The organism is Pseudomonas sp. YQ_6 (assembly GCF_043103245.1).
GTDB lineage: Bacteria > Pseudomonadota > Gammaproteobacteria > Pseudomonadales > Pseudomonadaceae > Aquipseudomonas > Aquipseudomonas alloputida.
In genome coordinates this window covers 44,051-69,795 of sequence record NZ_JBICJR010000061.1, presented here as the reverse complement: position 1 = coordinate 69,795, position 25,745 = coordinate 44,051, and the positions used below count along the sequence as shown (strand labels likewise).

Sequence of the window (25,745 nt, the reverse complement as noted above, 5' to 3'; positions counted from 1 at the left end):
TCGGCCATGAGTTACCAGCACCAGTACGTAGACGGCACGCGCATTCACTTCCCCTTGGGCAAGGTGGTGTGCATCGGCCGTAACTATGCCGAGCATGCCAAGGAACTGGACAACCCGATCCCCACCGAGCCGCTGCTGTTCATCAAGCCAGGCAGCTGCGTGGTGCCGGCCGAAGGTGGCTTCAAGATCCCGGCCGAGCGTGGGTCGGTGCACTATGAGGTTGAAATTGCCGTGCTGCTGGGCAAGCCGCTGTCGACCCACCCGAGCGAGGAAGAGGTGCTGGATGCCATTTCCGGTTACGCACCGGCGCTGGACCTGACCCTGCGCGACGTGCAGGCCAAACTGAAGGAAAAGGGCCTGCCCTGGGAGCTGGCCAAGTGCTTTGACGGCGCTTGCGTGCTGCCACCGTTCGTCTCGGCCGCCAGCTTCGAGGACGTGACAGACATCCCGGTGCGCCTGACCGTGAACGGCGAAGTGCGCCAGGATGGTAACAGCGCGATGATGCTGAACCCGATCGTGCCGATGATTCAGTACATGGCAGCGCATTTCTCGCTACAAGCGGGGGATGTGATCCTCACCGGTACCCCGGCGGGTGTTGGGCCGTTCAATGTCGGTGACGAACTGGTGCTGGAACTGCCGGGTGTGAGCCGCTTCGAAAGCCGGGTGCTTTAACTCGAAACCGCGTCGCCTTTTTTGCGGGTAGACGCGTTCCTGCAGGGATTGCACAGGCCTTGAATACTGTGCAGAACCTTGGGCGCGGGTTTACCGGCGAAGAGGCCGGCCCTGTTTACCGATTTTTCACACCTAATCCGGATAATGCGCGCACCTACGCCCATTTCCCCAGGATCACCGCATGCCATTCCCCTCCAGCGCCCCGGTAACCCCCAAGCGTCGTTTTTACCTGCGCTGGCCCTTCGGCCTGGCAGTGGCGGCGGTGATCGGCTATGGCGTGGCCGTGGCCATGCACTGGGATGACCGCGGTGCACTGTGGGTAAAAGAAAGCTTCGAAAGCACCACCGCGCGCAGCGATAGCGTGTGGCTGCCGGATTACCAGGTGGACATCGACGCCAAGCCGCTGCCGGGCATGGACGATGATGAAGCCTCGGATGTGGCCTTCAACCCGCAAACCCGCACCCTGTTCGCGGTCATGGGCAAGAACCCGTTCCTGGTCGAGCTGAGCCTGGAGGGCGATGTACTGCGCAAGATCCCGCTCAACGGCTGGAACAACCCCGAAGGCGTCGCGGTGCTCGAAGACGGCAACCTGGCCATCACCGACGAGCGCCTGCACGATCTGACCGTGGTCAAGGTGGACGCGCAGACCACTGCACTGAATCACGACGACTTCCCGAGCCACGACCTGGGCCCTTCGGCCAAGAGCAACAAGGGCTTCGAGGCCATCGCCTGGGACCCGCTGCGCCAGCGCCTGATCATTGGCGAGGAGCGCCCGCCCAAGCTGTACACCTGGAACACCGATGGCCGCAGCCCGCTCAAGGGTGAGAAGCAGCCGTTGCCTAGCGATGAACTCGACTTGCGCAACCTGTCTGCGCTGGGTGTCGACCCGCGTACTGGCCACTTGCTGGTGCTTTCGGCCGACTCCAACATGCTGCTGGAGCTGGACGAGCAGGGCCAGCAAGTCAGCTTCATGACGCTGCTGGGCGGCTTCAACGGGCTTGAAGGCACCATTCCGCGGGCTGAAGGGGTGGCCATGGACGACAAGGGCACCTTGTACATGGTCAGCGAGCCGGCGCTTTTCTATCGATTCAAAAAGAACTGACAGCATCATCAGAATTGCCTGACGCTTGCATTAAGCTTTGCTTCAGCCATTCATGATTAGATTCGCCATCCTTGTGTCGAGTCTGTCCCTATGCGTCGTTTTGTTCGCCTGTTCCTTGTTCTGGCTGCCCTTGGTCTGCTCCTGCTTGGCTGGGCCGGGCAGGAGTTTCGCCTGTTCGAGCGTGGCTGGTTCAATCTCAAGACCTGGTGGCAGCCTGTTGAGCGCAGCATTGGCCTGGATCGCTACCGGGTGGTGCTGGAGGCGCAACCGATCGAAGGGCTGGATGATGACATCTCGGCGCTGACCTACGACCCCGACCGCAAAAGCCTCTTCACGGTCACCAACGCCCGTTCGGAGCTGATCGAGCTGTCGCTGGATGGCCGTATCCTGCGCCGTGTGCCGCTGACTGGCTTCGGCGACCCGGAGGCTGTGGAGTACGTTGGGCCAAACAGCTATGTGATCACCGACGAGCGTCAGCAACGGCTGATTCGCGTACGGCTGGAAAACGACACGATGTTTCTTGATGCCGGTGATGCCGAACAGCTGACATTGGGTATTGGTCTCAATGGCAACAAAGGCTTCGAGGGCTTGGCCTACGATTCGGCGGGCAAGCGCCTTTTCGTGGCGAAAGAGCGTGACCCGATGCTTATCTATGAGGTGCATGGCTTCCCGCATGACAATCCGGAAAAGCCCTACGCCGTGCATGTGGTACAGGACCGCAAGCGCGATTCACGGTTGTTTGTGCGGGATTTGTCGAGCTTGCAGTTCGATGAACGCAGTGGGCATTTGCTGGCGTTGTCGGACGAGTCGCGGTTGGTGCTGGAGCTGGATGTACAGGGCCAGCCGCTGAGTACCTTGTCGTTGCGCAAGGGCTTCCAGGGGTTGCAGGCGACGGTGCCGCAGGCGGAGGGGATTGCGATGGATGAAGCGGGGACCATTTACCTGGTCAGTGAGCCGAACCTGTTCTATGTGTTCAAGCAGCCGGTTGATTGATCGCCTGTCAGGGCCTATTCGCGGGTAAACCCGCTCCTACAGGGATCGCCACGGTTCCAGGCCGGTGGGGTACCTTGTAGGAGCGGGTTTACCCGCGAAGGGTTTTACTCGGCCTTGAGGCTCTTAACGCCTTCAGCGGTACCCAGCAGCAGTAGATCCGCCGGCCGCGCCGCGAACAGGCCGTTGGTGACCACGCCGACGATGGCGTTGATCTGCGCTTCCAGTTCCACCGGGTTGGTGATCTGCAGGTTGTACACATCCAGGATCACGTTGCCGTTGTCGGTGACCACGCCTTCACGGTACACCGGGTCGCCACCCAGCTTCACCAGCTGACGCGCCACGTGGCTGCGGGCCATGGGGATCACTTCGACCGGCAGCGGGAAGGCCCCCAGTACCGGCACCAGCTTGCTGCCGTCGGCGATGCAGATGAAGGTCTTGGCCACGGCCGCGACGATTTTTTCGCGGGTCAGGGCTGCGCCGCCGCCCTTGATCAGGTGCAGGTGTGCGTCGCTCTCGTCAGCACCGTCCACGTAAAACTCAAGCTCGCTGACGCTGTTCAGTTCGTAGACCGGGATGCCATGGCCCTTCAGGCGCTGGGCGGTAGCTTCGGAGCTGGCGACTGCGCCGTCGAACGCGGTCTTGTGTTGAGCCAGGGCATCGATGAAGAAGTTGGCGGTCGAACCGGTACCGACGCCTACGACGCTCTTTTCATCCAGCTTGGGCAGAATGAAGTCGACAGCGGCCTGGGCGACGGCCTGTTTGAGTTGGTCCTGGGTCATGCGGGCTCCGGAAGGGGCAGGGCGGTTTCAAAGATGCCTAGTATAACGGCTCGCACGGCTTTGCTGTGGTCGCCCGACGTAGCGCTGGGGTAGACTCCCAGCCCTCGTCCCGCGGCCCAGTGATGCTTTCCCGATGCTCGAACAGTACGTCAAGAAGATCCTCACCTCGCGCGTCTATGACGTTGCCGTCGAAACCCCGTTGCAGAGCGCCGGGCAGCTGAGCAAGCGCCTGGGCAACCAAATTCTGCTCAAGCGCGAAGACCTGCAGCCAGTATTCTCGTTCAAGATCCGCGGCGCGTATAACAAGCTGGCCCAGCTGAGCCCGGAAGAACTGGCCCGCGGGGTGGTGACCGCCTCTGCCGGCAACCACGCCCAAGGCCTGGCCCTGGCCGCGCGTGAAATGGGCATCAAGGCCACCATCGTGATGCCCAAGACCACCCCGGAGATCAAGGTCGAAGGCGTGCGCTCGCGCGGCGGCAAGGTGGTGCTGCATGGCGACTCGTTCCCTGAGGCACTGGCCTATTCGCTGAAACTGGTCGAGGAAAAGGGCTTCGTCTACGTTCACCCTTACGACGATCCGCACACCATCGCCGGGCAGGGCACCGTCGCCATGGAAATCCTGCGCCAACACCCTGGCCGGCTGGATGCGATCTTCGTGCCGGTGGGCGGTGGCGGCCTGATCGCCGGCATTGCTGCCTACGTGAAGTACCTGCGCCCGGAAATCAAGGTAATCGGTGTCGAGCCGGACGATTCCAACTGCCTGCAGGCGGCCATGGCTGCCGGTGAGCGTGTGGTGCTGCCGCAGGTCGGGCTGTTCGCCGATGGCGTGGCGGTGGCGCAGATTGGCCAGCACACCTTCGATATCTGCCGCCACCATGTGGACGAAGTCGTCACTGTCAGTACCGATGAAATCTGCGCAGCAATCAAGGATATCTACGACGATACCCGCTCGATCACCGAGCCTGCTGGCGCTCTGGGGGTGGCGGGCATCAAGAAGTACGTCGAGCTATACGGCGTCAGCGGCCAGACCCTGGTGGCCATCGACTCCGGTGCCAACGTCAATTTCGATCGCCTGCGCCATGTGGCCGAGCGTGCCGAACTGGGCGAGAAGCGCGAAGCGATCATCGCCGTGACCATCCCTGAGCGCCCGGGTAGCTTCAAGGCCTTCTGCGAGGCCATCGGCAAACGTCAGATCACCGAGTTCAACTACCGCAAGCACACCTCTGACGAAGCGCATATCTTCGTTGGGGTGCAGACCCACCCGGAAAACGACCCGCGCGCTGCGCTGGTGCAGCAACTGACCGAGCAGGGCTTCCCGGTTACCGATCTGACCGACAACGAACTGGCCAAGCTGCATATTCGTCATATGGTCGGCGGCCACTCGGCCGGTGCCAGCGACGAAATGGTGCTGCGCTTCGAATTCCCCGAGCGGCCGGGGGCGCTGTTCAACTTCCTCAACAAGCTGGGCGGGCGCTGGAACATCTCGATGTTCCACTACCGCAACCATGGCGCGGCTGACGGGCGCGTGGTGGCGGGGCTGCAGGTACCGGAGGACGAACGTCACCTGGTGCCGGCAGCGCTGGCCAAGATCGGTTACCCGTACTGGGACGAGACCGAAAACCCGGCCTACAAACTGTTCCTGGGCTGAGCGGCTAAGCTAGGGCTGATGGCCCTTTCGCGGGCTTGCCCGCTCCCACAGGTACTGCGCAGGCCTAAAGGCCTGAGATACCTTGGCAGGAGCGGGTAAGCCCGCGAAGAAGCGACCGCAAAATGCCCGTTTAAGGACGACCGAGACATGGAACACCTGACCACGCTCAAGACCCTGCACATCATCGCCACCGCGCTGCTGCTTCTGGGCGCCCTGGGCCTGGCGATCTGGACCTGGCGCGCCCGCCGTCAGGGCGATGCCGAAGCCTACGCCAAGCTGCTGCGCCGGCCGTTGGTGTTCGTCTGGCTGGTGATGGGGCTGTGCCTGGTGAGCATGCCGTTCACCGGCTGGTGGCTGGTACACCTGGTGGGCTGGCCACTGGGGCAGACCTGGGTGTTGGCATCCAGTGTCATCTATACCTTCGGTGCGTTTGCCGTGTGGTGGCTACTGGTGCGGCTGAACCGGCTGCGCAAGGCCGAGGTGGTAGGGTTGCGGTTTACCCTGGCGCTGGCGGTATTCAGTGGGGTTTGCTTCCTGTCCATTGCCGGGCTGATGGGGGCCAAGCCGGTCTGACAGCCTTGTGCTGTTTGTGCCGGCCTCTTCGCGGGTGAACCCGCTCCTACAACGGGCGGCGCGGTCCTTGTAGGGGCGCGAAAAGGCGGCACAGGAAGCTTCAATCCCGCAGCGAGATCACCGGCCACCCACGCTTATCCGCCTCGGCCCGAAGGTCCGGGGCCGGGTCCACTGCCACTGCATGCGTCACCCGCTGCAACAACGGCAGGTCATTCATCGAGTCGCTATAGAAGTAGCTGTCCTCAAGATCAAAGCCGTTCTCCAGCATCCAGCGCTCCAGCCGCGTCACTTTGCCTTCACGGAAACACGGTATATCAGTACTACGCCCGGTGTAGCGGCCGTCGCGCACCTCGCATTCGGTTGCCAGCAACACCCGCACCCCCAGGCGCCGAGCGATCGGTGCGGTGACGAAGCGGTTGGTGGCGGTGATGATCACCAGTTGGTCACCCGCCTCGCGGTGCTGCTGCAGCAAGGCGAGGGCCTTGGGCAGGACGATGGGCTCGATGCAGTCGCGCATGAAGTCGCGGTGCCATTCGTCGAGCTGGGGCATGGGTGTTGCCGCCAGGATTTCCATGGAAAAGGCCAGGTAGGCCTGCAGGTCCAGGGTGCCGTTGAGGTAATCCTGGTAGAAGCTGTCGTTGCGTTGCTTGTAGGCGACCGGGTCGAGAATGCCGCGCTCGCAAAGATAGTCACCCCAGGCATGGTCGCTGTCGCCACCGAGGAGGGTATTGTCCAGGTCGAATAAAGCCAGGCGCATCGCGGTCACTCGCATCAGCCACAGGGTAGGCCCGCAGAATACGTAGTTTTCACGCAGCTGCACATAAGCTTGGCGGGCGCGTTGCTGCGCTCGCAAGCTTTGTGGAACAATGCGTTGACATGCGTTTGCGAGGTTGCTGCCGTGATCGACCCGGATGGTTTTCGCCCCAATGTCGGGATCATTCTCACGAATGATGCCGGGCAGGTGCTATGGGCTCGACGGATCAACCAGGATGCCTGGCAATTCCCCCAGGGTGGTATCAATCCTGACGAGACGCCGGAAGAAGCCCTGTACCGCGAGCTGAACGAAGAAGTTGGCCTTGAACGCGACGATGTGGAAATTCTTGCCTGCACCCGTGGCTGGTTGCGTTATCGTTTACCCCAGCGATTGGTACGTACCCACAGCCAGCCGCTGTGCATCGGCCAGAAGCAGAAGTGGTTCCTGCTGCGCCTGGTGAGCAACGAACAACGGGTGCGGATGGACCTGACCGGCAAGCCGGAATTCGACGGCTGGCGCTGGGTGAGCTATTGGTATCCGCTGGGCCAGGTTGTGACATTCAAGCGCGAGGTGTACCGGCGCGCCCTGAAAGAGCTAGCACCGCGTCTGTTGACGCGCGACTGACGACGGAGTTCGACCCCGAGCCATGCTCAATACGCTGCGCAAGATCGTCCAGGAAGTAAACTCCGCCAAAGATCTCAAGTCGGCGTTGGGGATCATTGTCTTGCGCGTCAAGGAAGCCATGGGCAGCCAGGTCTGCTCGGTCTACCTGCTCGACCCGGAAACCAACCGCTTCGTGCTGATGGCTACCGAAGGCCTGAACAAGCGCTCCATCGGCAAGGTCAGCATGGCCCCCAACGAAGGCCTGGTTGGCCTGGTCGGTACCCGGGAAGAGCCGCTGAACCTGGAAAACGCCGCCGACCACCCGCGTTACCGCTACTTTGCCGAAACCGGCGAAGAGAAATTCGCCTCCTTCCTGGGTGCGCCGATCATCCACCACCGCCGTGTGGTCGGGGTACTGGTCATCCAGCAAAAGGAGCGCCGCCAGTTCGACGAGGGCGAGGAAGCCTTCCTGGTCACCATGAGCGCCCAGCTTGCCGGGGTTATCGCCCACGCCGAGGCTACCGGCTCGATCCGTGGCCTGGGCCGTCAGGGCAAAGGTATTCAGGAAGCGCGCTTCGTGGGTGTGCCAGGTTCGCCTGGTGCCGCGGTGGGGCGTGCGGTGGTGATGTTGCCGCCGGCCGACCTGGAAGTGGTCCCGGACAAGACCGTCGATGACATCGACGCCGAACTCAAGTTGTTCCAGAACGCCCTGGAAGGTGTGCGCGACGACATGCGCAAGCTGTCGGCCAAACTGGCCACCCAGCTGCGCCCGGAAGAGCGTGCGCTGTTCGATGTCTATCTGATGATGCTTGAAGACGCAGCCCTGGGCGGTGAGGTGACCGAGGTCATCAAGACCGGCCAGTGGGCCCAGGGCGCCCTGCGCCAGGTGGTTGGTGAGCACGTCAACCGCTTCGAGCTGATGGACGACGACTACCTGCGTGAGCGTGCCTCCGACGTCAAGGACCTGGGGCGCCGCCTTTTGGCCTACCTGCAGGAAGCGCGCTCGCAGTCGCTGGTGTATGCCGACAACACCATCCTGGTCAGTGAGGAACTGACACCGGCCATGCTCGGTGAAGTGCCGGAAGGCAAGCTGGTCGGCCTGGTCTCGGTACTCGGCTCGGGCAACTCCCACGTCGCCATTCTCGCGCGGGCCATGGGTATCCCCACGGTGATGGGCCTGGTCGACCTGCCATACTCCAAGGTCGACGGTATTGAACTGATCGTCGACGGCTACAAGGGCGAGGTGTTCACCAACCCCAGTGAAGTGCTGCGCAAGCAGTACAGCGAAGTGGTCGAGGAGGAACGCCAGCTGGCCCAAGGGCTGGATGCACTGCGCGAACTTCCGTGCGTCACCCCCGACGGTCATCGCATGCCCCTGTGGGTCAACACCGGCCTGCTCGCTGACGTGGCCCGTGCCCAGCAGCGCGGTGCCGAAGGGGTAGGCCTGTACCGCACTGAAGTGCCGTTCATGATCAACCAGCGCTTCCCCAGTGAGAAAGAGCAGCTGGCCATCTACCGTGAGCAGCTGGCGGCCTTCCACCCGCTGCCGGTGACCATGCGTACCCTCGACATCGGTGGTGACAAGTCACTGTCGTACTTCCCCATCAAGGAAGAAAACCCGTTCCTCGGCTGGCGCGGCATCCGCGTCACCCTCGACCACCCGGAAATCTTCCTGGTACAGACCCGCGCCATGCTTAAGGCCAGCGAGGGACTGAACAACCTGCGCATCCTGCTGCCGATGATTTCCGGCATTCACGAACTGGAAGAGGCGCTGCACCTGATCCACCGCGCCTGGGGTGAAGTGCGTGACGAAGGTACCGACGTACCGATGCCGCCAGTGGGTGTGATGGTGGAAATTCCGGCGGCGGTGTACCAGACCAAGGAGCTGGCGCGGCAGGTGGACTTCCTGTCGGTAGGCTCCAACGACCTGACCCAGTACCTGCTGGCGGTGGACCGCAACAACCCGCGGGTCGCCGACCTGTACGATTACCTGCACCCGGCGGTATTGCAGGCGTTGAACACGGTGGTGCGCGACGCCCATGGCGAAGGCAAGCCGGTGAGCATCTGCGGCGAGATGGCCGGTGACCCGGCGGCGGCGGTCCTGTTGATGGCTATGGGCTTCGACAGCCTGTCGATGAACGCCACCAACCTGCCGAAGGTGAAGTGGATGCTGCGCCAGATCAATATGGGCAAGGCCAAGGAACTGCTGGCCGAGGCCTTGAGTCATGACAACCCCCAGGTTATCCACAGCTCGCTGCAACTGGCCCTGAAGAACCTTGGGTTGGCGCGGATGATTGGGCCTGGGGCTAATAAAACCCTGTGAGGGTGATGCTGCCTGTGCCGGCCTCTTCGCGGGTGAACCCGCTCCTACATGGATCGGCGTACGTGGATCGGTGTAGGTGGATCGGTGTAGGTGGATCGGTGTAAATGGATCGGTGTACATGGATCGGTGTAGGAGCGGGTTTACCCGCGAAGAGGCCCGAACAGACAACACCAAATGCTCAGACCAACAACTCAATTTCCCCCAAATGCCCGCCAAAAGGCCCGAAACTGCGCTCAACCAGCCGCCTTCGCCCCTGTTCATCCACAATCAGCACTGTACTCGCCCGGGTCCCGTAATTCTGGCTGGCGATGAATACGCTCGACAGCAACTTCTCGGTCGCCAACCCCACGCCTGTCTCTGGTAGATCACCATCAGCCGCGGGCTCGTTATCCGCGAGTAAATCCAGCAGCCTGTGCGGCTCCGGCGTGTCCAGCAGGCTCTCCAGCCCGTCACGTGCCTTCACCAGCTTCGGCCACGGTGTATCCAGCCCGGCGTTCGAAAGCCCGTAAACCCCAGCCTTCAGCAGACGCGGCGCGGCCTCACGGGCATGCAGATAACCCAGTCGCTGCCCATCACCCACCAGCAAGTTGAACCCCGAGTACTGCCCGCTACGGCTGGCCACCTGGTCCAGGTAAGCCTCGACCCCTAGCTCGCCTTGCAGAAACGCCGCCACCAGCTCACCCCGCGAGCGAGGCCCCGGCGCCTGGCCCGGGTCGCGGATGTTGGTCAACGCGGCAAAGCGCCCCTTTCGGCCTACGCCCAGCCAGGTACCGCCTGCCTCCAGGTCGCGCCCGGCATGCACCCCAGGTGCATCCTCCCAGGCCGCCAGGGGCTGCGTGGGGCGGGCATAGAATTCGTCGCGGTTGGCCGCCACGATCAGCGGCAGGGCGTGCCCCGGCCGCCAGGCAAATACGATCAGGCACATAGGTTGGCCTCTGTGTTTTTTGGTCACTGTACCCACAGGAACGATGCGGATCCATCCTGACACAGAGTTCACTAGAGCCCCGAGCCCGGCTTCCGTTACCATGCCGGATTGATTTCTAGGAGATGCCGAATGGAATTCGTGCTCTATCTGTTGTTGGGCGCCTGTGCCGGTGTGCTGGCCGGGCTGTTCGGCGTGGGCGGCGGCATCATCATCGTGCCGGTGCTGGTGTTCAGCTTTACCCTGCAGGGTTTTGACGCTTCGGTCCTGACCCACCTGGCCGTAGGCACGTCACTGGCCACCATCGTCTTCACCTCGATCAACGCCGTGCGGGAGCACCACCGCAAGCGCGCGGTGCAATGGCCGATCTTCGTCTGGATGACCTTCGGCATCCTCCTGGGGGCCGGTGTCGGTGCCAAGACCGCTTCTCTGATCCAGGGCCCACTGCTGCAAAAGATCATCGGTGTGTTCGCCCTGGTCATCGCCGCGCAGATGGCCCTTGACCTCAAACCCAAGGCCAGCCGTGGCGTCCCCGGCAAACCTGGGCTGATCGGTGCAGGTGGCGTGATTGGCTGGGCCTCGGCCATTTTCGGCATTGGCGGTGGTTCACTGACGGTGCCGTTCCTCACCTGGCGTAGCCTGCCCATGCAGCAGGCAGTGGCCACGTCATCGGCCTGTGGCCTGCCGATTGCTGTAGCCAGTGCCCTTAGCTTCATGCTGCTGGGTTGGCACGAGGAGCACCTGCCGCCCCACAGCCTGGGTTACGTGTACCTGCCCGCGTTGGTCGGCATTGCCGTGACCAGCATGTTCTTCGCCCGCTTCGGCGCGCGCCTGGCGCACAAGCTGTCGCCCCGTTTGTTGAAACGCCTGTTCGCAGCCCTGCTGTTCTGTGTTGGCCTCAGCTTTTTGATTTGAATCGAGAGGAAGTTCCATGCTGCCTTACCCGCAGATAGACCCCGTGGCCCTGGCCATCGGGCCGCTGAAAATCCATTGGTACGGCCTGATGTACCTGATCGGCATCGGCGGTGCCTGGCTGCTGGCCTCGCGCCGTCTGAACCGTTTCGACCCCACCTGGAACCGCGAGAAGCTGTCCGACCTGGTGTTCTGGCTGTCGATGGGGGTGATTGTCGGCGGTCGCCTGGGCTATGTGCTGTTCTACGACCTGCACGCCTACCTGGCCAACCCGACGCTGATCTTCGAGGTGTGGAAGGGCGGTATGTCGTTCCACGGCGGCTTCATCGGCGTGATGCTGGCGGCCTTGTGGTTCGGCAAGCGCAACAACAAGTCGTTCTTCGAGCTGATGGACTTCGTCGCCCCACTGGTCCCGATCGGCCTGGGTGCCGGGCGTATCGGCAACTTCATCAACGCCGAGCTGTGGGGCAAACCCACCGACGTGCCATGGGCGATGATCTTCCCGCCGTTCAGCGACCCGGCCCAGTTGCCGCGCCACCCGTCGCAGCTCTACCAGTTCGCCCTTGAGGGCGTGGCGCTGTTCGTCATCCTGTGGCTGTTCTCGCGCAAGCCACGGCCGACCATGGCGGTGTCAGGCATGTTCGCGCTGTTCTACGGTATCTTCCGCTTCATCGTCGAATTCGTGCGGGTGCCGGATGCCCAGCTGGGCTACATCGCCTGGGGCTGGCTGACCATGGGTCAGATTCTCTGTGTGCCGATGATCCTGGCTGGCCTCGGTCTGATCTGGTGGGCTTATAATCGCAAGCCCACGGCGAAACCCGCCTGATTAATCCCACGGCAGGGGCGATCCCCCTGCCGTTTTTGCTACAGGTAAGCCATGAAACAGTATCTGGACCTGGTCCGCGACGTCATTGATAACGGCACGTTGCAGGGAAACCGCACCGGCATCCGCACCATCAGCCTGCCGGGCGCAATGCTGCGTTTCGACCTGCAGAAGGGCTTTCCGGCCATTACCACGCGCAAGCTGGCGTTCAAGTCGGCGATCGGTGAAATGGTTGGTTTCCTGCGTGGCGTGAAGAACGCCGGTGAGTTCCGTGAGCTTGGCTGCAAGGTCTGGGACCAGAACGCCAACGAAAACGCCCAGTGGCTCGCCAACCCGTTCCGTCAGGGCCATGACGACCTGGGCGAGATCTATGGCGTGCAATGGCGCCAGTGGCCGGGCTACAAGCGCATCCCGCTGAGCAACCCGGCGGCCATCGAAATGGCCGAGCAAGCCGGCTTCCGCCGTATAGCCCAGGACGAAGAGGACGGCGTCGCGTTCGTCATCCTGTACAAGGCGATCGACCAGGTGCGTCAGTGCCTGGACACCATCGCCAACGACCCGGGTAGCCGCCGCATCCTGTTCCACGGCTGGAACTGCGCGCAACTGGACGAAATGGCACTGCCACCGTGTCACTTGCTGTACCAGTTCCACCCGAATGTCGAGACCAGGGAAATTTCCCTGACCCTCTACATCCGCTCCAACGACCTGGGGCTTTTATACCCCTTTGAAAAGACTGCACAGTACGCAATGGCTGCGTAGTCAGGCTATACCTTCCTAGCTCGTTTATTGTGCCCACGTACGATTCGCACATTGTGAACAGTACGCGTGGTGCTAAGGAGAGAGGAATCCGTGAAAGTCATCACTGTCAGGGAAAAAACCCTAGATCTCTGCGAATCCCCGGTCCGGGGAAGCCCCATCCCAATCTCCTCGGTTCAAGACCGTGTAAAGCTCACCGGTGCGGCTGTCTTCGACGATGAAGAGCGGCTTCTGCCCTTGGTATCGGGGTTCCTTTCGCATGGGCTCCGAAACTCATTAATCTCCGAGCAGTCAGCCTTGACCTATGGTCGGAACCTTGGGTACGTATACGAGTACCTTGGAACAAGGCGAGAGTTTAAGGACTGCGAGCGCGATTCGGCCTTTTTGGAGATTCGAGCCCATGTGATCGAAGAGTACTTCGCTCGCCTCCGTGAAATTGAGGAGATCTCAAAGAAAACGGTGCGGAATCGAGATTCTTCGTTAATGGCGTTTTTTACGAATTTCTTGTGCCGTGGATTAGACGATCTTCCACCGCCCAGGTCTGCGACGAACCCATACGCATCAGGAATGCTGTCTCCTCGTCCGAATAAAAGCTTGGTAGTGGCGTGCTCTCTCAGCGACCTCAAAGAGCTCATCTTGGCAACGCAGAGTGAGCGAGAACGATGCCTTCTTCAATTCATCTACGACACCGGTATACGTCGTTCTGAGGTTCCTCGTGTCACTCTGAAGGCGATCGACGATGCGCTTCAATTTCAAGATACTCTGTTCATAACGACCGGAGTGACCGCACCCATAAATGCCGACTACTGCCCGATCCGCATCGATGGTAGCAAAGGGCCGGCGAATTCGATTAAACCTCGTGATTCATTAGTCAGTCGGGCCACCCTGCTACGGGTGAAGAAGTACCATGCATCGCCTCTTTACAAGATGTATAAGGCCCAATTCTCCAGCCCAGAAACCACGCCGGCGTTCCTTAATGCTAAGGGAAACGTCTACACCCCTCGATCGATATCCAAGCTTTTGGAGCGAGTTTCTAAGCGGGCCATGGTTCGCATGCGGATTGACCGACAAATTTCCCCGCACAAATTGAGGCACGGCAACGCTTACGCGCTGCTAAGAACGCCAGACATAGGTGCTGACTATCTGGATCGTTTGGTCGCGGTGCAAAAAACGCTGGGCCATTCTCAGTTACAAACGTCCGAGATATACACACAGATTCCTTATGATCTCTATCAAAAACTCATTAGGCCGGGGGCGGAAGCAAAAACTAAAGCGGGTGAGATGTTAGAGCTTTCACAGCAGACACGCCTGAAGATCAATGCCGGGGATTCGAAATGAAAAGTCGAGAACTTGGGGCGGAGATAGATGCGCGTATTGATGAATTTGTTACCAAGGCGACAGCAAGTCGAGAAGCCTTACTATGTGTGCCATTGAGTCGAAAAACTGCACTTAGGCTGGATTATCGGTACGTCAGCGAGCAGACGCTAGTAAACCAGACTTCGCTTAGGGTGCGGGACGCGAAACTCAAACCAGTTCTAGATCGGATGTTGGAAGAGAAGATTATCTTCCACGGTCAACCTCCATGCGCTTGTGAATGGCGTCGTAGGCTGCTCTACTGGTACGAAGGCATGACACCAGATGAGAGGCGCGCAATACCGATTGTAGGGGAAAGTATCCAATATAAAGGTTTCTTGAGTGAAATCCCGCAACTCAAAGAGATATATTACGCAAAAAATAAGTTTGGCTTGGTGGGCAATACATTTGACTCAATCTTGAATGACCTCCGTGTGCAAGGGGTCATAGATTTAAATTATAAGAGTGTTAAGGAGCGGAAGGCTTGTAAGCCTGTGATTGAAAAAAAAGAGTCATTGACTCGTACCTTTACCTCACTACGTGCTGTAGAGGTGTATCGGTTCTGCGATATCGTCACTTCAGAGCCCGGAAAACCGTTCCGTAATTTGCTCCACGTCTTTAGTGTGTCATCTATAAGTCAAGCTAGCTCCTCGGGGCAGGCTAATTTTGTTGCTGCGTTCAAATACTTCCGAGATTGCTTAGCTGCGGCTGGCTTTAGCGGTTATGAAAGCCTGAAAGAAATGGTGACCGCCTATTCTCTTCCACGCCTGAGAGAGTATCTCGCCGAGCAAGTGATTAACAGGGTGATGACTGGGGCGTCCGCGAACGGTCTGTTGGGCTCAACGCGTAAAATGATTAGGCGCGTAATGCAGATCCAGGAATTTGGCTTGGTGAGCATGATTGATGTGCAGGGATTTCACGCGCAACGTGAAAAAGATGGCTATAGACCTTATACCGCATCGGTTCGTGCACGAATTTCTGCTGCAATTTTGAAAGAAATCGACATAACAAATAGGTTAGCCCAACCTTATGTTCCGACTGGTGTGGGCGAAGATCCGCTAAAAGAAGATGGTAAATCTCGCCGTGGTTATTTGGTTCCGGATAATGCTCGATGGATTTTTGAAAATAAGTTTGGTTGTAAAGTCCTTAGGTACGGCTCTGTGGATTATGAGGATCCCTATGAGAGAGCGTTTATGGCCATCGTTAAGCTCTCCGGGAAGCCGATATTTGAGATTTATGAGGACTGGGGCGTACCCTATATCATACGTGCAAGAATGTTAGCACCTTATATCGCGAGATTAGCCCAAGTCACCGGTATGAATGCTGATTCCTTGGTTGGGCTTGAAATTGACGATTTCGTCGAGCGTCATGAACTTACAGACCGCCCATGCCTGCTTTATTGGAAGGAGAGATCACAGGGACAAAAATTAATGCATCTTGACTTGTTTCATGCCGAGATTGCTTGGCTGACCACATCCCAAGGGCGTGCAGTGAAACAAATATTCGACGACGTGATATGTCTGACTCGCCACATACGCTTGGCAGCGCCTGAGGAATTTCGAAAAAAACTATTCATATATGAGTCGGCTTCCTGTCGAAAGTTTGGCGTAATTGACTCAATTGCTGGCTCTGGCAGCTGCATGTTACATAGGACCTTGCAGAAGTTTGCAGCTGATAATTTCTTGCGTGATGACGATGGAAAGCCTTTGAAGCTTTCGCCGTCTCGTTTTCGTCCTAGCTTTGTTAGTGAGTTGGTAGAAAGGGGAGTCTCACCGCGAGAAATTCAAGTTCTTCTAGGGCACAAGGGAGTGAGAACCACTCTTAGATATCTGGATCGTATGGATTTTAATCCAGTGGCACGCAAAGTTTTGAATAAAACTATTCGTGAAATTCATAGTCGTACAGTGAGCTCGACAACCGAACAGATTGAGGCTAACACTCGGCAATCAAAGCAGGAGGCTATTTCTGTTTCGACAGGAACCGCTATTTGTCGAAATGTTTTCGATCCGCCTGAGTTTTTGAAGAGACTTCCTGGCTACGACCCAGGTAAGCCCTGCACCCTGTTCAATAAGTGCATCTCATGCAGTAATAGCATAATTACCGCATCACACCTACCAGAGCTATTTGCGAGGCGGCGCGATTATCTACGAATGATTGAGGTCAATCGAGTGTTAGATACTCCATATGGAAATGTAATTCTTGAAAATCTTGATGTACTTAATAACATTCTGAACCCGAAAACCTCAGATTTTTCAGCCGAAGAATTAGCTCTTGCAGAGAAATACTCTGAAAACCTCCAGGTTAGCATCTTGGTCGAAGGGGTGTCGTTATGATTCAAGCCACGATCTCAGAGATTGTCGAGTACGCAAGGTGGCGGGGGCATGTTCATGCCATGCTCACGGAAAAGAATGCGACTTGTGTGGCATCGCCACATCTGCCCAAAAAAATGGTCGCTTGGTACAACGCGCTTATGGCGTTGAGCATCAGTAAACGATCTACCTTTGGAGAGCAGGTGTGGGATTTCAATGACGATGAGCCAAATGCTTCTAGAAATGTGCGGGGGGCAAGAATGAGATTAGAGTTCAACTCGTTTCCGTCTCTAAGTCAGTGCGCGATACTAGAGGTAAAGATGGCTGTTTTAGTTGTCCTGAGAGCTCCCGCAGCTTTAGGGTTACAGGGGCAATCCAAAAAAAACATTAAGCCGGCCACGATAGTCTCATGCTTCAGGGCTGGTCTTGGTTTTATCGAAACTATGTCGGTGCTAGCTCGAAAACTCATGGGGGATGAATTTTTCGAGGTAGGTTACCACGGTCTTGCTTATTTTGACTCTTGTATGTATCGCGAAGCAGCAAAAAAGCATCGTCTTGCATTCGGTTCAGAGCTGATGAGGTTCTTTTCGATGGTTAGATCGAAATTTCTCCAAGATCAACTATTTGATTCGCCTCTACCGAATGTTGTGCTCTCTTCGCTTCCGTGGGCTAGAGTTCAAAAGCAAGTTGCGGAGGCTGACAGGCTTATTAGAATACTGCCAAATACTATTTTTGAGAAAGCATCTCGCCAGGCATCATTTGCTGTTGTAGATTTTTTGGAGACTCTGGGTGAATCCGTGCACGATAGCCTAGCTTTAGAACGTCGAAATGCAAGTAACTTTTTTTTGGGGAGAAGTCGAAATCTTTCGAAGTACAATTTGGAGATTTATCTTACGGCCCGTCTTCGAGCGGCCGGCTATGATTCCCTTTCTATGGGAGCTATACTGGACTCTGTCCTAGATAAGGTTTGGCCGGAGCTTCGAAATGAGTCGAGCTCTCACGATTTCAAGACTAGAATGACTCTGATGAAGATGTCAGGCTTCGAGATAGGTGACGATTTCAGGAAGTATATTAATTTTGTCGCTTATAGTGCCTGCTACATTGTTGCGCAATACACCGGGATGCGGCCATCTGAACTCGCAGAGTTGATTGTAGAGACTTGCCTTGAACAAGAAGCTGATTGCTGGGTACTCATCAGTAATGTTATTAAGCATCGGCAGGGGCTAGCTAAGTTATTTGACGATAAGTGGGTTGCCATCCCTATCGTACGCGATGCCATACGGGTTGGATGTATCATCGCTCAGATCAGGCAGAATCCTTACCTGTTTTCTAATGTGATGACGGTACCTCCAGGAGCTACGCCGAAGGCGATGACTTCAAATGGAATTGCATACCAGTTCAGTCTTTTTTTTAAGGAAATTCTGACTGAGCAGGAGTTTAGCGCTCTCGATTTCAGTCCCTACACCTTGAGGCACACCTTGGCTTTCCAGATGGCCAGGGCGGAGCTCGGGCTTCCTTTCATCTCTCACCAGCTCAAGCACTTTGGAGACCTCGTCGGAAGGCTTGGACAGAACAAGGCGTTCAGCAAGGTAACGCCTGGTTACGGGGCGATTGCTGAAACTCTTTCGAAAGGTGGCCGTTCCTCAGATAAATCGCCCACTCGGCTGGCGGATGAGGAGTATATCCTCAATTTCTGCGATCCTGACGGGAGCTACGCAGGGCCAAACGCGCTGAACCACAAAGCCCGTATGAAGAAGATTTTCAACGGGTATATGGCTGCTGGGTATAGCAAAGAGGAGATTGTTGCCCAGATGGCAAAGAAGCGGCTTGCCATCATCAATGTGGGGCAGGGTTTCTGCTATGGAAGCCAGCGTGAAGAGCATGATGAATCTCTACCCTGCATAGGCTCGCTCCGGTGCAATCCCAACCGATGCAAAAATGCTGTGGTGACCAGAGCTCACGCTCCCAGGTGGCGAGAGATCTACCTCGAAAATAGGCTGGCATTGAGCTCAGGCTCCTCCTCAATCGTTGAGGAAGAGCTTCGTGCGGCTATTGATGAAGCGAAAGGGGTGCTTGAGTATTTGGGCGAGGAAATTGAGGGATGACTGACCAAGCTTTTGACTCTAGGAACCAGTTGGATTTCGACAAAAATACTGAGCTTTTGGCTGAGGGAATCATGCAGATTGCCTCCAATTCGGCGTTGAAGCCAACCGCAGCGGAGCTCAGCCGTCTCACTGGTATTCATCGCAATACGATCAGGCAGCGACGTTGGCCCCTGGAACGCCTCGAAGCCATCAGAGACAGCCGGCGCATCGAGGTGCTTTCACAAAAAGTCAAAGCTGAAAAAAAGCAGGATCCGAAAACGATTCTCCTGCAACGCCTTGAAAATAGTCGATTAGAAGTGCTTTATTGGTTCAATCGGTTTCAGGAGGCTGAGAGCTCATGGGCCACGCTTGAGAAGCGATTGGCCACGGTCCGGGAATCCAGAGACTACTACGTGCAGCTCGCTGACGACCTGCGTTTGAAAATCACTCAGCAGGATACTGAGATTCAGAAATTGCGTGACGCGCTGCACATGGTCAGCGCGAATTTAGAGGAATCGAAATGAAGATGTACCACGATTTGCTGGCCGACGTGCTGGAGAACGGCGTCGAGAAAGGCGATCGCACAGGAACAGGTACGCTGAGCGTTTTTGGTCGCCAGTTCCGCCATAATTTAGAGGATGGTTTCCCTCTCCTCACTACGAAAAAACTGCATTTCAAGAGCATCATCAACGAGATGATCTGGTTCTTGAACGGCGATACCAATACCAAATGGCTCAAAGAGCATGGTGTCAGCATTTGGGATGAGTGGGCTACTGAAGACGGCGATCTTGGGCCGATCTATGGTAAGCAGTGGACTGCTTGGCCGACCCAGGATGGCAAGACCATCAACCAGATCGACTATGTCGTTCACACGCTTAAAACGAACCCCAATAGCCGTCGCATCCTCTTTCACGGATGGAATGTCGAGTATTTGCCTGATGAGACCGTGAGTCCTCAGGATAACGCGCGTAATGGAAAGATGGCGCTGCCGCCATGTCATTTGCTTTACCAATTCTACGTTGCCAATAATAAGCTTTCTGCACACTTGTATATCAGGTCTAGTGACCTGCTACTGGGCAATCCTTACAATCTTGCAGGTGTAAGTTTTCTGACGCATATGCTTGCTCAGCAGTGCGATCTGGGTGTTGGAGAGGTTGTGGTGACTATGGGTGATGCTCATATCTACCTAAACCATATTGAACAGGTTAAGTTGCAACTCACCCGGGAACCTCGTCCTCTTCCAAAGCTTGTTTTGAAGCGCAAGCCAGCCAGCATTTATGACTACAAGTTTGAGGACTTCGAAATCGTTGGCTACGATCCGCATCCTCACATCCCAGCCCCTGTTTCAATCTGATCAGAAGTTCGTGGGCGGGCCTGGTGGCGTTCGCACCCTAAAGGTGCTTCGATCGCGTCACCGGGCTCATGCCCGAGTACTGTTCATGTCCGATACCCGCTCAAATGAGTTTCTTCTTTGAGCTGGTCACGAGGAAAGATCCATTTTCCTCTGCCTTTGATGCCCCAATCCGCTCAGCTCTGGGGAGCTTGGCAGTATATGATTTTCGAAAATGTGTTACCGCTTGAAGATTGGGGGTCTGGGTAATAGAGCATCCGCCCATCCTTGAGCGTGAATCTCACGCGCCCCTCCAGGGGATCCTGCGCGACCTCGCCGAGAACATCCATTTCCCAGCACTGTCTTCCGTTCATCCATGCAGGTGATACGAGCTGAAGGGACTCCAGCCCCACATCATCCTGCCCACTTCCCATCCAAGCGGTAAGAGCTTGTAGAGAGTCGATGAACAACACATCACGGGTTTCAAAGCCCTCTAGGTACCTCACTGCCGTCACGTGAAACCAGGGAGAGAGCTGCGGCTTTAGCACGAGGTGCCATGCTCGCTGGCCCGGCTCTAGAATCGCCGCCAAGCCTTTAATTTCAGCCTTGCTGTCGGATACAAACATCAGAATACCTCGAAATGAACAGTATACTGTGTAGCGATATACTGTTCAAAACGGCTTCATCGTTTCTTTTGCGGGTTTGGGCAAATGGAACTGAAAAAGTCGTTTGGTAAGGTGTTTCGCTGGTTCCGAACCAAGAACTCCCTGAGCCAGGAAGATTTCTCTGATGTCAGTGGCCGCACCTACATCAGCACATTGGAGCGGGGGATTCATTCCCCTACCATTGATCGGCTCCAAGCGTTGGCCCCTATTTTAGGAATTCATCCGATCACGTTGCTCGTCTGTACATATGCCGAAAAGGATGGGCTTTCTGCAGAGGATTTGTTGCGGGAAGTTCAGAATGAAATCGATCTGATGAATCTACCTTGGTCGTCCTCCACGCATGAGTGAGGTGCTGGATCAAGCTGCGCCTGTTCCCCTCTGGGCTCCCGGGCTTGAACGGCGAAAGTGACCAGTCCAAACAGCTGCTGGAGTTCATCGATAGCCGCCCGTCCAGTGCTCGATATCTGCCCGATTTTCACCCACGGCATGAAGCCGCATAAGGAGGTCATTTCTTAGGTGGAATCTCTACCTTGTTAACCACTTTTTTTCACTGTAAACCACTGTGGTTTACAGTGAAAAAAGTGGTTAACAAGGTATCAAAATTCTCTTGCCGAAACCTCTGCAAGGCTGACGCTGCCTAGGCTGTGGCTTGCCATGTCTGCTTGCTCGCGTATCAACCGTAGAGTCAGATCAGTCTCGAAATAATCGACCTCTACCTTCTCTTGGATCACTATGGCCACTGGCCATTTTCCGTGGTATTTGTGCGCACTCGCTATGTCTTGCAAAAGGAAATGCACATGTCCGGTTCTGGTGGTAGCTATCTCGGGCCTTCAACGCCTGCCCCCTCCTGCTCAACCCTGATGTTCGAAACTCAGCTCGCCTCCCCCAAGGCTGCAGTTGTCGCCCAACTGAGTGTTGGTGACATTTTAGATATCTCGTTTGGGCAGCCTGGTAATCAGCAGGTGGTTGTTGCGCTTTGGCAAGCTCAAGTCGCTGGTGGAATTGTTGACCCTCGACTCAATCAACTGCGAGCCTGCATGGGCGATGGTCACATGTACGCGGCTAGGGTAGTACGCATTGGCGGCGGCCAGGTTCGAGTGCGGGTCTACCCGCTTTAATCAAGAGCAAGGAGAGCTATATGATCACCATCGTAGGCGGCGTTTACCGGGAGCGCTGCATGCGTCCGGCATGGGATGATATCTACGGCTCGGCGGGGCGCGCTGCTACAGCCATCGCGCGGTTTGGTGTCGAGGCCGAACTTCACGCAGCTCTCGATAGCGAGACTCAGGCAGTAATGGAGGCCCGGGCCGCGTTCGAAAACTTCAGCCTTCAGGCCTCGCCTTCTGAGGTTGGGGTGACATTTGAATACATCCATGGCCTATCAACCCCAGACATTCGAAGGTCTGCGCAGACCAGCTTAAGGTTGAGTGTCGGCGCAGAGAAGGTCCTGCGATTCGGCATGGTCGATGGTACTGCGGTTGTCGACGCCGAATACGCAGTTTTTGACCCTCAGAACGCAAAGGGTGTCGAATCCTTCAAGGCAAATGGTTCGACGGCCAAACACCTGGCCTTGGTGTTGAATCTTTACGAAGCTCGCCTATTGCTTCCCGATTCGGCTGGATTGCCGGTGGAGGAGCTTGCCGCTGCTTTGGCAGAACATGAAGATGCCGAGGTCCTCGTAATCAAGATGGGGCCTTTGGGTGCCTTGGTCTATGATCGAGGTTCTATCACTAGCGTCCCCGCGTTTCGCACTGATCACGTTTGGAAAATCGGTTCGGGTGATACCTTCGCAGCGCATTTTTCTCTGGCCTGGATGGAGGAGAAGTTACCTGCGCATGAGTCAGCAATGCGGGCCTCGGTTGCGACCGCTTTTTACTGCCAGAACGGTGGTTTCCCTGATCGGGCATTGCTTGAAGAGTTTCGGCCTCGGCCGCTGCAGCCTTCTGAGCGGTACCGCAGCGGCTACAGCCCCGTGATCTACCTCGCCGGCCCGTTCTTCACACTTGCCGAGCTATGGATGGTTGGCCAGGCACGGCGTGATCTGATCGCAATGGGGCTGACAGTCTTTTCACCGTACCATGACGTGGGCTTGGGCTCTGCGGATGATGTGGTGGAAAAAGACCTGCAAGGTGTACGTGACTGCGACGTTCTCTTTGCAATCGGGGACGGCCTGGACTCGGGTACCATCTATGAAATTGGCTATGCCCGAGCGCTGGACAAGCCAGTCGTGTTCTACGCAGAAAATGAGTCCGAACAGGACAAGAAGATGCTGGAAGGCTCCAATTGCATTCTCAACGATGATTACGTCAGCGCGATTTACCAAACAGTTTGGGAAGCGGTGGAGCTATGAAGACAGCGCTCTTACTTTCCGGTGGCATGGATTCATTGTCGCTGGCGTGGTGGAAGCGACCCGATATCGCATTCACGTTGGACTATGGCCAATTGGCCGCTCAGGCTGAGATCGAGGCGTCCAAGACGATTTGCCTGAAATTGGGCATTCCTCATCACATCATCAACATCGACTGCCGACAATTGGGGTCGGGTGACATGGCGGGCAGCCAGGCGGATAGCCACGCGCCTGCGTCTGACTGGTGGCCCTACCGTAATCAGCTGTTGGTGACTCTGGCAGCGATGAAAGCCATATCGTTTGGGGTTACCCACCTTTGGCTGGGTACAGTGAAGTCGGATGGTTTCCATCGAGATGGATCCCCTGAGTTCATGGCCGCGATTAGCCAGCTGCTGTCGCTGCAGGAGGGAGGGATGATTGTCGAGGCTCCGGCAATCGGTCTTTCAACGGCCGAACTGGTTCGAGAGTCAGCGATTCCGGGAGAACTCTTGGCATGGGCACACAGCTGCCACAAAGCTGAGGTGGCTTGTGGTAATTGCCGTGGCTGCAACAAATACATGGAGGTCTTTCAAGAGGTTGGGTATGACCTGGACCGACTTGGGTGATCCTCTGCCGCGGCAAGAGCCTCGGCGCTACCAAACTATTCAGTGGGATATAGGTGAGGTTTATCGGCTCCCTGTCTGCGTGCTGGCGGCCTTGACTCAGCCGTTCAGTGACGTGCTAGACGCTCGCATGACGGTTCGCCGATTTGGTGTGCTGGATGATCTTGAACTGGCTCAATTTCTTTGGCATGCCTGCCGTACGCGAGGCGTAGGGGCGTCAGACCTGGGGTTCGACTTGGAGCATCGGGCTGCGCCCTCTGCTGGAGCCATCCATCCTATTCATGTCGTGCTCAAACGGCCTGGTGATTCACGATGGTGGCTTTATCAGCCCATTACACATGAGCTGTTGGAGCTCAAGAAGGCGCGTTTAAAGTTCGATGGCCTGTTTGAGCACAGCCAAGCCGTAATGTCCCAAGAGCAAGCTACCTGCATTCTCTTCTTGGCGGAGCCTGGCAAGACGCTGGGCAAATATCAGAATGGATGCAGTCTCGTGTGGCGCGATGCTGGCGTGTTGCTGGGTGTTATGGCCCTCACCGCAGTTGCCCAAGGGTTAAGCTTCTGTCCATTGGGCATCACCGGTGAGCCTTGGGCGAGTTCTCTAGCCGATCAGGGACAGTTGGCCGGGGTTGGCCTTGCTTTTCTTGGTACGGCTGCGGGGGCGTGATTCTTCCCCATGCTGTCCCATTCCCAAGATACTGTGGACGGTCGCTGGTGACGACATCATTTCTAGCCACATCAAGGCATCAAGCTCCGATGCACGGACGCCAAGCCCTTTACTGAAGCGGATGAACTGCTCTTCCAGTTCTAGATAATGGCGCTCGACCGTCAGGTTGCTTTCGAAGAATTTTCCGAGCAGGCCGGCCCGCAGAATGTGGATATCCAGGATGGCTACATCATCGGCGTCCAGCCAGTTGCGGGCAACCCACGATGCGGTCTTGTATCCGATGCCTGGGATATCCAGAAGCCAGTTCCGCAGAGCTTTGCCAGTCGCAACCGGCGGACGTTCAACAGCCAGCTTATGAAGTGCCGCACAGAGGTATCGAGCTTTCTGTTTGGCGAAGCGATAACGCACCAGGCGACCGTCGACTTCCATCGGCTCACTCAGCCACTTCAGAAGCGTTTCTTCGTCAGGCGGCTGGTCGCCGAATGCCCCATGATCTTTGACGTGGCGGAACGCTGCCAAGCCCACGCTCGAGGGGATTCCGTGACCACCGAGCAAACAGGCACCGACTTCTTCCTTCAGCGTTGCCCCAAGCTTATAGTTGATTCGGTCCCCTGTGAGCCTACGAGCATATACCTGATAAGCCCAGTAGGCAGGTGTAGGAAAAGCTTCCATAGCACCCCATGGGACGCCCGGGATCACTTCCTGATCGGCTTGCGGCAGCTCGACATTGAAGACAGCTTGGTCGATAAAAATAGCGCCTAGCTGCATCAGGCGGCCTCCTCGGCTTTGCCGTAGTTTTCCTGCATCCATTGCAGAAGCTCGTGTCGCTCAACAGGGTCCATGCTTTCAATACGATTTCGAAGTCTGGAGAGGCGACGCTGAATGGTTTGGCGTTCTCGGTACGTCTCACCCAAGTAGCGGGTGTCATGCAAACAACTAGGCGGTTCGTAATTCATCCAGACCGTTTCGTCGCGCACCTCTACATGGGTCTTAGCGGAAAAGCTCACCTTGTGCCATCCGTCGAGCTCACGGTTGTAGAGATCACAGTCATAGCCTGAAAGCATCACTTTGCAAGGCAAAACGGCGAGGCAGCGAAGCAGGCGAAGGTGGTCCTGCTCGGTGTAGTCACAGCGATATACCTTTGCCCGGCGCCGCGTCTGCACCATGTAGGGCGGGTCCACGTAGACCAGCTCGTGGCCGTCGAACGGGAAGCGTTCAAGAAAGCTCACAGCGTCGAGCTGGTAGAGTTCACAGGCATCCGGAAACTCCGCTCGCCACAGATCGATGACCTTTGCATCCAAGTCCAAACCGATGTTGCGCTGTGCAGCTTTCTTGTTGCGCATGACTGAACCGCCACCGAGGTGGGATTCAATATACGTCTGATGCGGGGGCATCAGATTGATCAAGCGCTGGTAGCACTTGCCTTTTCCGCCGGGATATCTCATGCGCAAAGCATCGTCAGAAATGACGATGATGTCAATGCCCATCTGCTGAGCGGTCGTGCAATCTATCTAGATCTACGCTTTGGGAT

At 56.9% G+C, this 25,745-nt stretch carries 25 protein-coding genes and 1 pseudogene; 20 read left to right on the top strand and 6 right to left on the bottom strand.

Annotated elements, in window-relative coordinates; genetic code table 11:
• Window positions 1-6 precede the first annotated feature (6 nt).
• The 3 genes from ACF8FG_RS20920 to ACF8FG_RS20910 all read left to right on the top strand — a co-directional run bounded on the left by ACF8FG_RS20920 (window position 7) and on the right by ACF8FG_RS20910 (window position 2,767).
• Window positions 7-672: a fumarylacetoacetate hydrolase family protein gene (locus ACF8FG_RS20920; RefSeq protein ID WP_010955685.1), complete on the top strand. Its 666-nt coding sequence runs from the start codon at window positions 7-9 to the stop codon at window positions 670-672.
• Between the two features lie 181 nt (window positions 673-853).
• Entirely contained in the window at window positions 854-1,774 is a 921-nt protein-coding gene (locus tag ACF8FG_RS20915) for an SdiA-regulated domain-containing protein (RefSeq protein ID WP_014592759.1), read from the top strand.
• A gap of 90 nt (window positions 1,775-1,864) precedes the next feature.
• Window positions 1,865-2,767, top strand: coding sequence for an SdiA-regulated domain-containing protein (locus ACF8FG_RS20910; RefSeq protein WP_014592758.1), 903 nt, complete (start codon window positions 1,865-1,867; stop codon window positions 2,765-2,767).
• Window positions 2,768-2,871: 104 nt separating this feature from the next.
• On the opposite strand, the gene rpiA is transcribed toward ACF8FG_RS20910, so the two are convergent.
• Window positions 2,872-3,546, bottom strand: a complete 675-nt coding sequence (rpiA, locus tag ACF8FG_RS20905; protein WP_003249004.1) for a ribose-5-phosphate isomerase RpiA — start codon at window positions 3,544-3,546, stop codon at window positions 2,872-2,874.
• A 133-nt stretch (window positions 3,547-3,679) separates the two neighbouring features.
• Here rpiA and ilvA point away from each other — a divergent pair, with 133 nt between their 5' ends.
• Complete coding sequence (gene ilvA, locus ACF8FG_RS20900) at window positions 3,680-5,194, top strand: threonine ammonia-lyase, biosynthetic (RefSeq protein ID WP_014592757.1); 1,515 nt, start codon at window positions 3,680-3,682, stop codon at window positions 5,192-5,194.
• Window positions 5,195-5,341: 147 nt separating this feature from the next.
• Complete coding sequence (locus ACF8FG_RS20895) at window positions 5,342-5,767, top strand: DUF2269 domain-containing protein (protein WP_012054018.1); 426 nt, start codon at window positions 5,342-5,344, stop codon at window positions 5,765-5,767.
• 100 nt (window positions 5,768-5,867) lie between these two features.
• On the opposite strand, the gene ACF8FG_RS20890 is transcribed toward ACF8FG_RS20895, so the two are convergent.
• On the bottom strand, window positions 5,868-6,524 hold the full coding sequence (locus tag ACF8FG_RS20890; RefSeq protein WP_012054017.1) for an HAD family phosphatase: 657 nt from the start codon (window positions 6,522-6,524) through the stop codon (window positions 5,868-5,870).
• A 141-nt stretch (window positions 6,525-6,665) separates the two neighbouring features.
• On the opposite strand from ACF8FG_RS20890, the gene ACF8FG_RS20885 reads away from it, so the two are divergent.
• Together ACF8FG_RS20885 and ptsP are read left to right on the top strand one after the other, a co-directional pair.
• Window positions 6,666-7,145, top strand: coding sequence for an RNA pyrophosphohydrolase (locus ACF8FG_RS20885; protein WP_318079974.1), 480 nt, complete (start codon window positions 6,666-6,668; stop codon window positions 7,143-7,145).
• Between the two features lie 22 nt (window positions 7,146-7,167).
• Window positions 7,168-9,447, top strand: a complete 2,280-nt coding sequence (gene ptsP, locus ACF8FG_RS20880; protein ID WP_014592756.1) for a phosphoenolpyruvate--protein phosphotransferase — start codon at window positions 7,168-7,170, stop codon at window positions 9,445-9,447.
• A 178-nt stretch (window positions 9,448-9,625) separates the two neighbouring features.
• Here the strand turns inward: ptsP and ACF8FG_RS20875 are convergent, their stop codons facing one another.
• On the bottom strand, window positions 9,626-10,372 hold the full coding sequence (locus ACF8FG_RS20875; protein WP_392519175.1) for an NRDE family protein: 747 nt from the start codon (window positions 10,370-10,372) through the stop codon (window positions 9,626-9,628).
• Between the two features lie 129 nt (window positions 10,373-10,501).
• Between ACF8FG_RS20875 and ACF8FG_RS20870 the strand changes: the two genes are divergently transcribed.
• The 8 genes and pseudogenes from ACF8FG_RS20870 (at window position 10,502) to ACF8FG_RS20835 (ending at window position 19,960) form a co-directional block, all read left to right on the top strand.
• A complete protein-coding gene (locus ACF8FG_RS20870; RefSeq protein WP_064613749.1) occupies window positions 10,502-11,284 on the top strand; it encodes a sulfite exporter TauE/SafE family protein in 783 nt (260 codons plus the stop codon).
• Window positions 11,285-11,300: 16 nt separating this feature from the next.
• Entirely contained in the window at window positions 11,301-12,107 is an 807-nt protein-coding gene (gene lgt, locus ACF8FG_RS20865) for a prolipoprotein diacylglyceryl transferase (RefSeq protein ID WP_014592753.1), read from the top strand.
• 51 nt (window positions 12,108-12,158) lie between these two features.
• Window positions 12,159-12,854, top strand: a pseudogene (locus ACF8FG_RS20860) (thymidylate synthase); the annotation flags it as partial.
• A gap of 99 nt (window positions 12,855-12,953) precedes the next feature.
• Entirely contained in the window at window positions 12,954-14,198 is a 1,245-nt protein-coding gene (locus tag ACF8FG_RS20855; protein WP_286952913.1) for a tyrosine-type recombinase/integrase, read from the top strand.
• Window positions 14,195-16,546: a site-specific integrase gene (locus tag ACF8FG_RS20850; RefSeq protein ID WP_286952915.1), complete on the top strand. Its 2,352-nt coding sequence runs from the start codon at window positions 14,195-14,197 to the stop codon at window positions 16,544-16,546. The genes ACF8FG_RS20855 and ACF8FG_RS20850 overlap by 4 nt, the downstream gene beginning before the upstream one ends.
• Window positions 16,543-18,627: a tyrosine-type recombinase/integrase gene (locus tag ACF8FG_RS20845; protein ID WP_392519173.1), complete on the top strand. Its 2,085-nt coding sequence runs from the start codon at window positions 16,543-16,545 to the stop codon at window positions 18,625-18,627. The genes ACF8FG_RS20850 and ACF8FG_RS20845 overlap by 4 nt, the downstream gene beginning before the upstream one ends.
• Entirely contained in the window at window positions 18,624-19,130 is a 507-nt protein-coding gene (locus ACF8FG_RS20840; protein ID WP_286952920.1) for a hypothetical protein, read from the top strand. Before ACF8FG_RS20845 ends, ACF8FG_RS20840 begins: the two co-directional genes overlap by 4 nt.
• Window positions 19,127-19,960, top strand: coding sequence for a thymidylate synthase (locus ACF8FG_RS20835; protein ID WP_286952921.1), 834 nt, complete (start codon window positions 19,127-19,129; stop codon window positions 19,958-19,960). The genes ACF8FG_RS20840 and ACF8FG_RS20835 overlap by 4 nt, the downstream gene beginning before the upstream one ends.
• Before the next feature lie 173 nt (window positions 19,961-20,133).
• On the opposite strand, the gene ACF8FG_RS20830 is transcribed toward ACF8FG_RS20835, so the two are convergent.
• Window positions 20,134-20,562, bottom strand: coding sequence for a hypothetical protein (locus ACF8FG_RS20830; RefSeq protein ID WP_286952922.1), 429 nt, complete (start codon window positions 20,560-20,562; stop codon window positions 20,134-20,136).
• 84 nt (window positions 20,563-20,646) lie between these two features.
• On the opposite strand from ACF8FG_RS20830, the gene ACF8FG_RS20825 reads away from it, so the two are divergent.
• From ACF8FG_RS20825 to ACF8FG_RS20805, 5 genes are all read left to right on the top strand, one after another.
• Window positions 20,647-20,949, top strand: coding sequence for a helix-turn-helix domain-containing protein (locus ACF8FG_RS20825; RefSeq protein ID WP_286952923.1), 303 nt, complete (start codon window positions 20,647-20,649; stop codon window positions 20,947-20,949).
• Window positions 20,950-21,398: 449 nt separating this feature from the next.
• Window positions 21,399-21,719, top strand: a complete 321-nt coding sequence (locus ACF8FG_RS20820) for a hypothetical protein (protein ID WP_286952925.1) — start codon at window positions 21,399-21,401, stop codon at window positions 21,717-21,719.
• Window positions 21,720-21,739: 20 nt separating this feature from the next.
• The gene (locus ACF8FG_RS20815) at window positions 21,740-22,951 is read left to right on the top strand and encodes a PfkB family carbohydrate kinase (RefSeq protein WP_286952927.1); all 1,212 of its coding nucleotides are present in this window, start codon (window positions 21,740-21,742) and stop codon (window positions 22,949-22,951) included.
• Window positions 22,948-23,553 (top strand): 7-cyano-7-deazaguanine synthase, encoded by a 606-nt coding sequence (locus ACF8FG_RS20810; protein ID WP_286952929.1) that lies wholly within the window; start codon window positions 22,948-22,950, stop codon window positions 23,551-23,553. Before ACF8FG_RS20815 ends, ACF8FG_RS20810 begins: the two co-directional genes overlap by 4 nt.
• Complete coding sequence (locus ACF8FG_RS20805) at window positions 23,531-24,214, top strand: nitroreductase family protein (RefSeq protein ID WP_286952930.1); 684 nt, start codon at window positions 23,531-23,533, stop codon at window positions 24,212-24,214. Before ACF8FG_RS20810 ends, ACF8FG_RS20805 begins: the two co-directional genes overlap by 23 nt.
• On the opposite strand, the gene ACF8FG_RS20800 is transcribed toward ACF8FG_RS20805, so the two are convergent.
• Entirely contained in the window at window positions 24,149-24,982 is an 834-nt protein-coding gene (locus ACF8FG_RS20800; RefSeq protein WP_312352298.1) for an 8-oxoguanine DNA glycosylase, read from the bottom strand. The two genes, ACF8FG_RS20805 and ACF8FG_RS20800, sit on opposite strands and share 66 nt — an antisense overlap.
• Window positions 24,982-25,701 (bottom strand): DNA adenine methylase, encoded by a 720-nt coding sequence (locus tag ACF8FG_RS20795; RefSeq protein WP_286952934.1) that lies wholly within the window; start codon window positions 25,699-25,701, stop codon window positions 24,982-24,984. Before ACF8FG_RS20795 ends, ACF8FG_RS20800 begins: the two co-directional genes overlap by 1 nt.
• Between the last annotated feature and the right edge of the window lie 44 nt (window positions 25,702-25,745).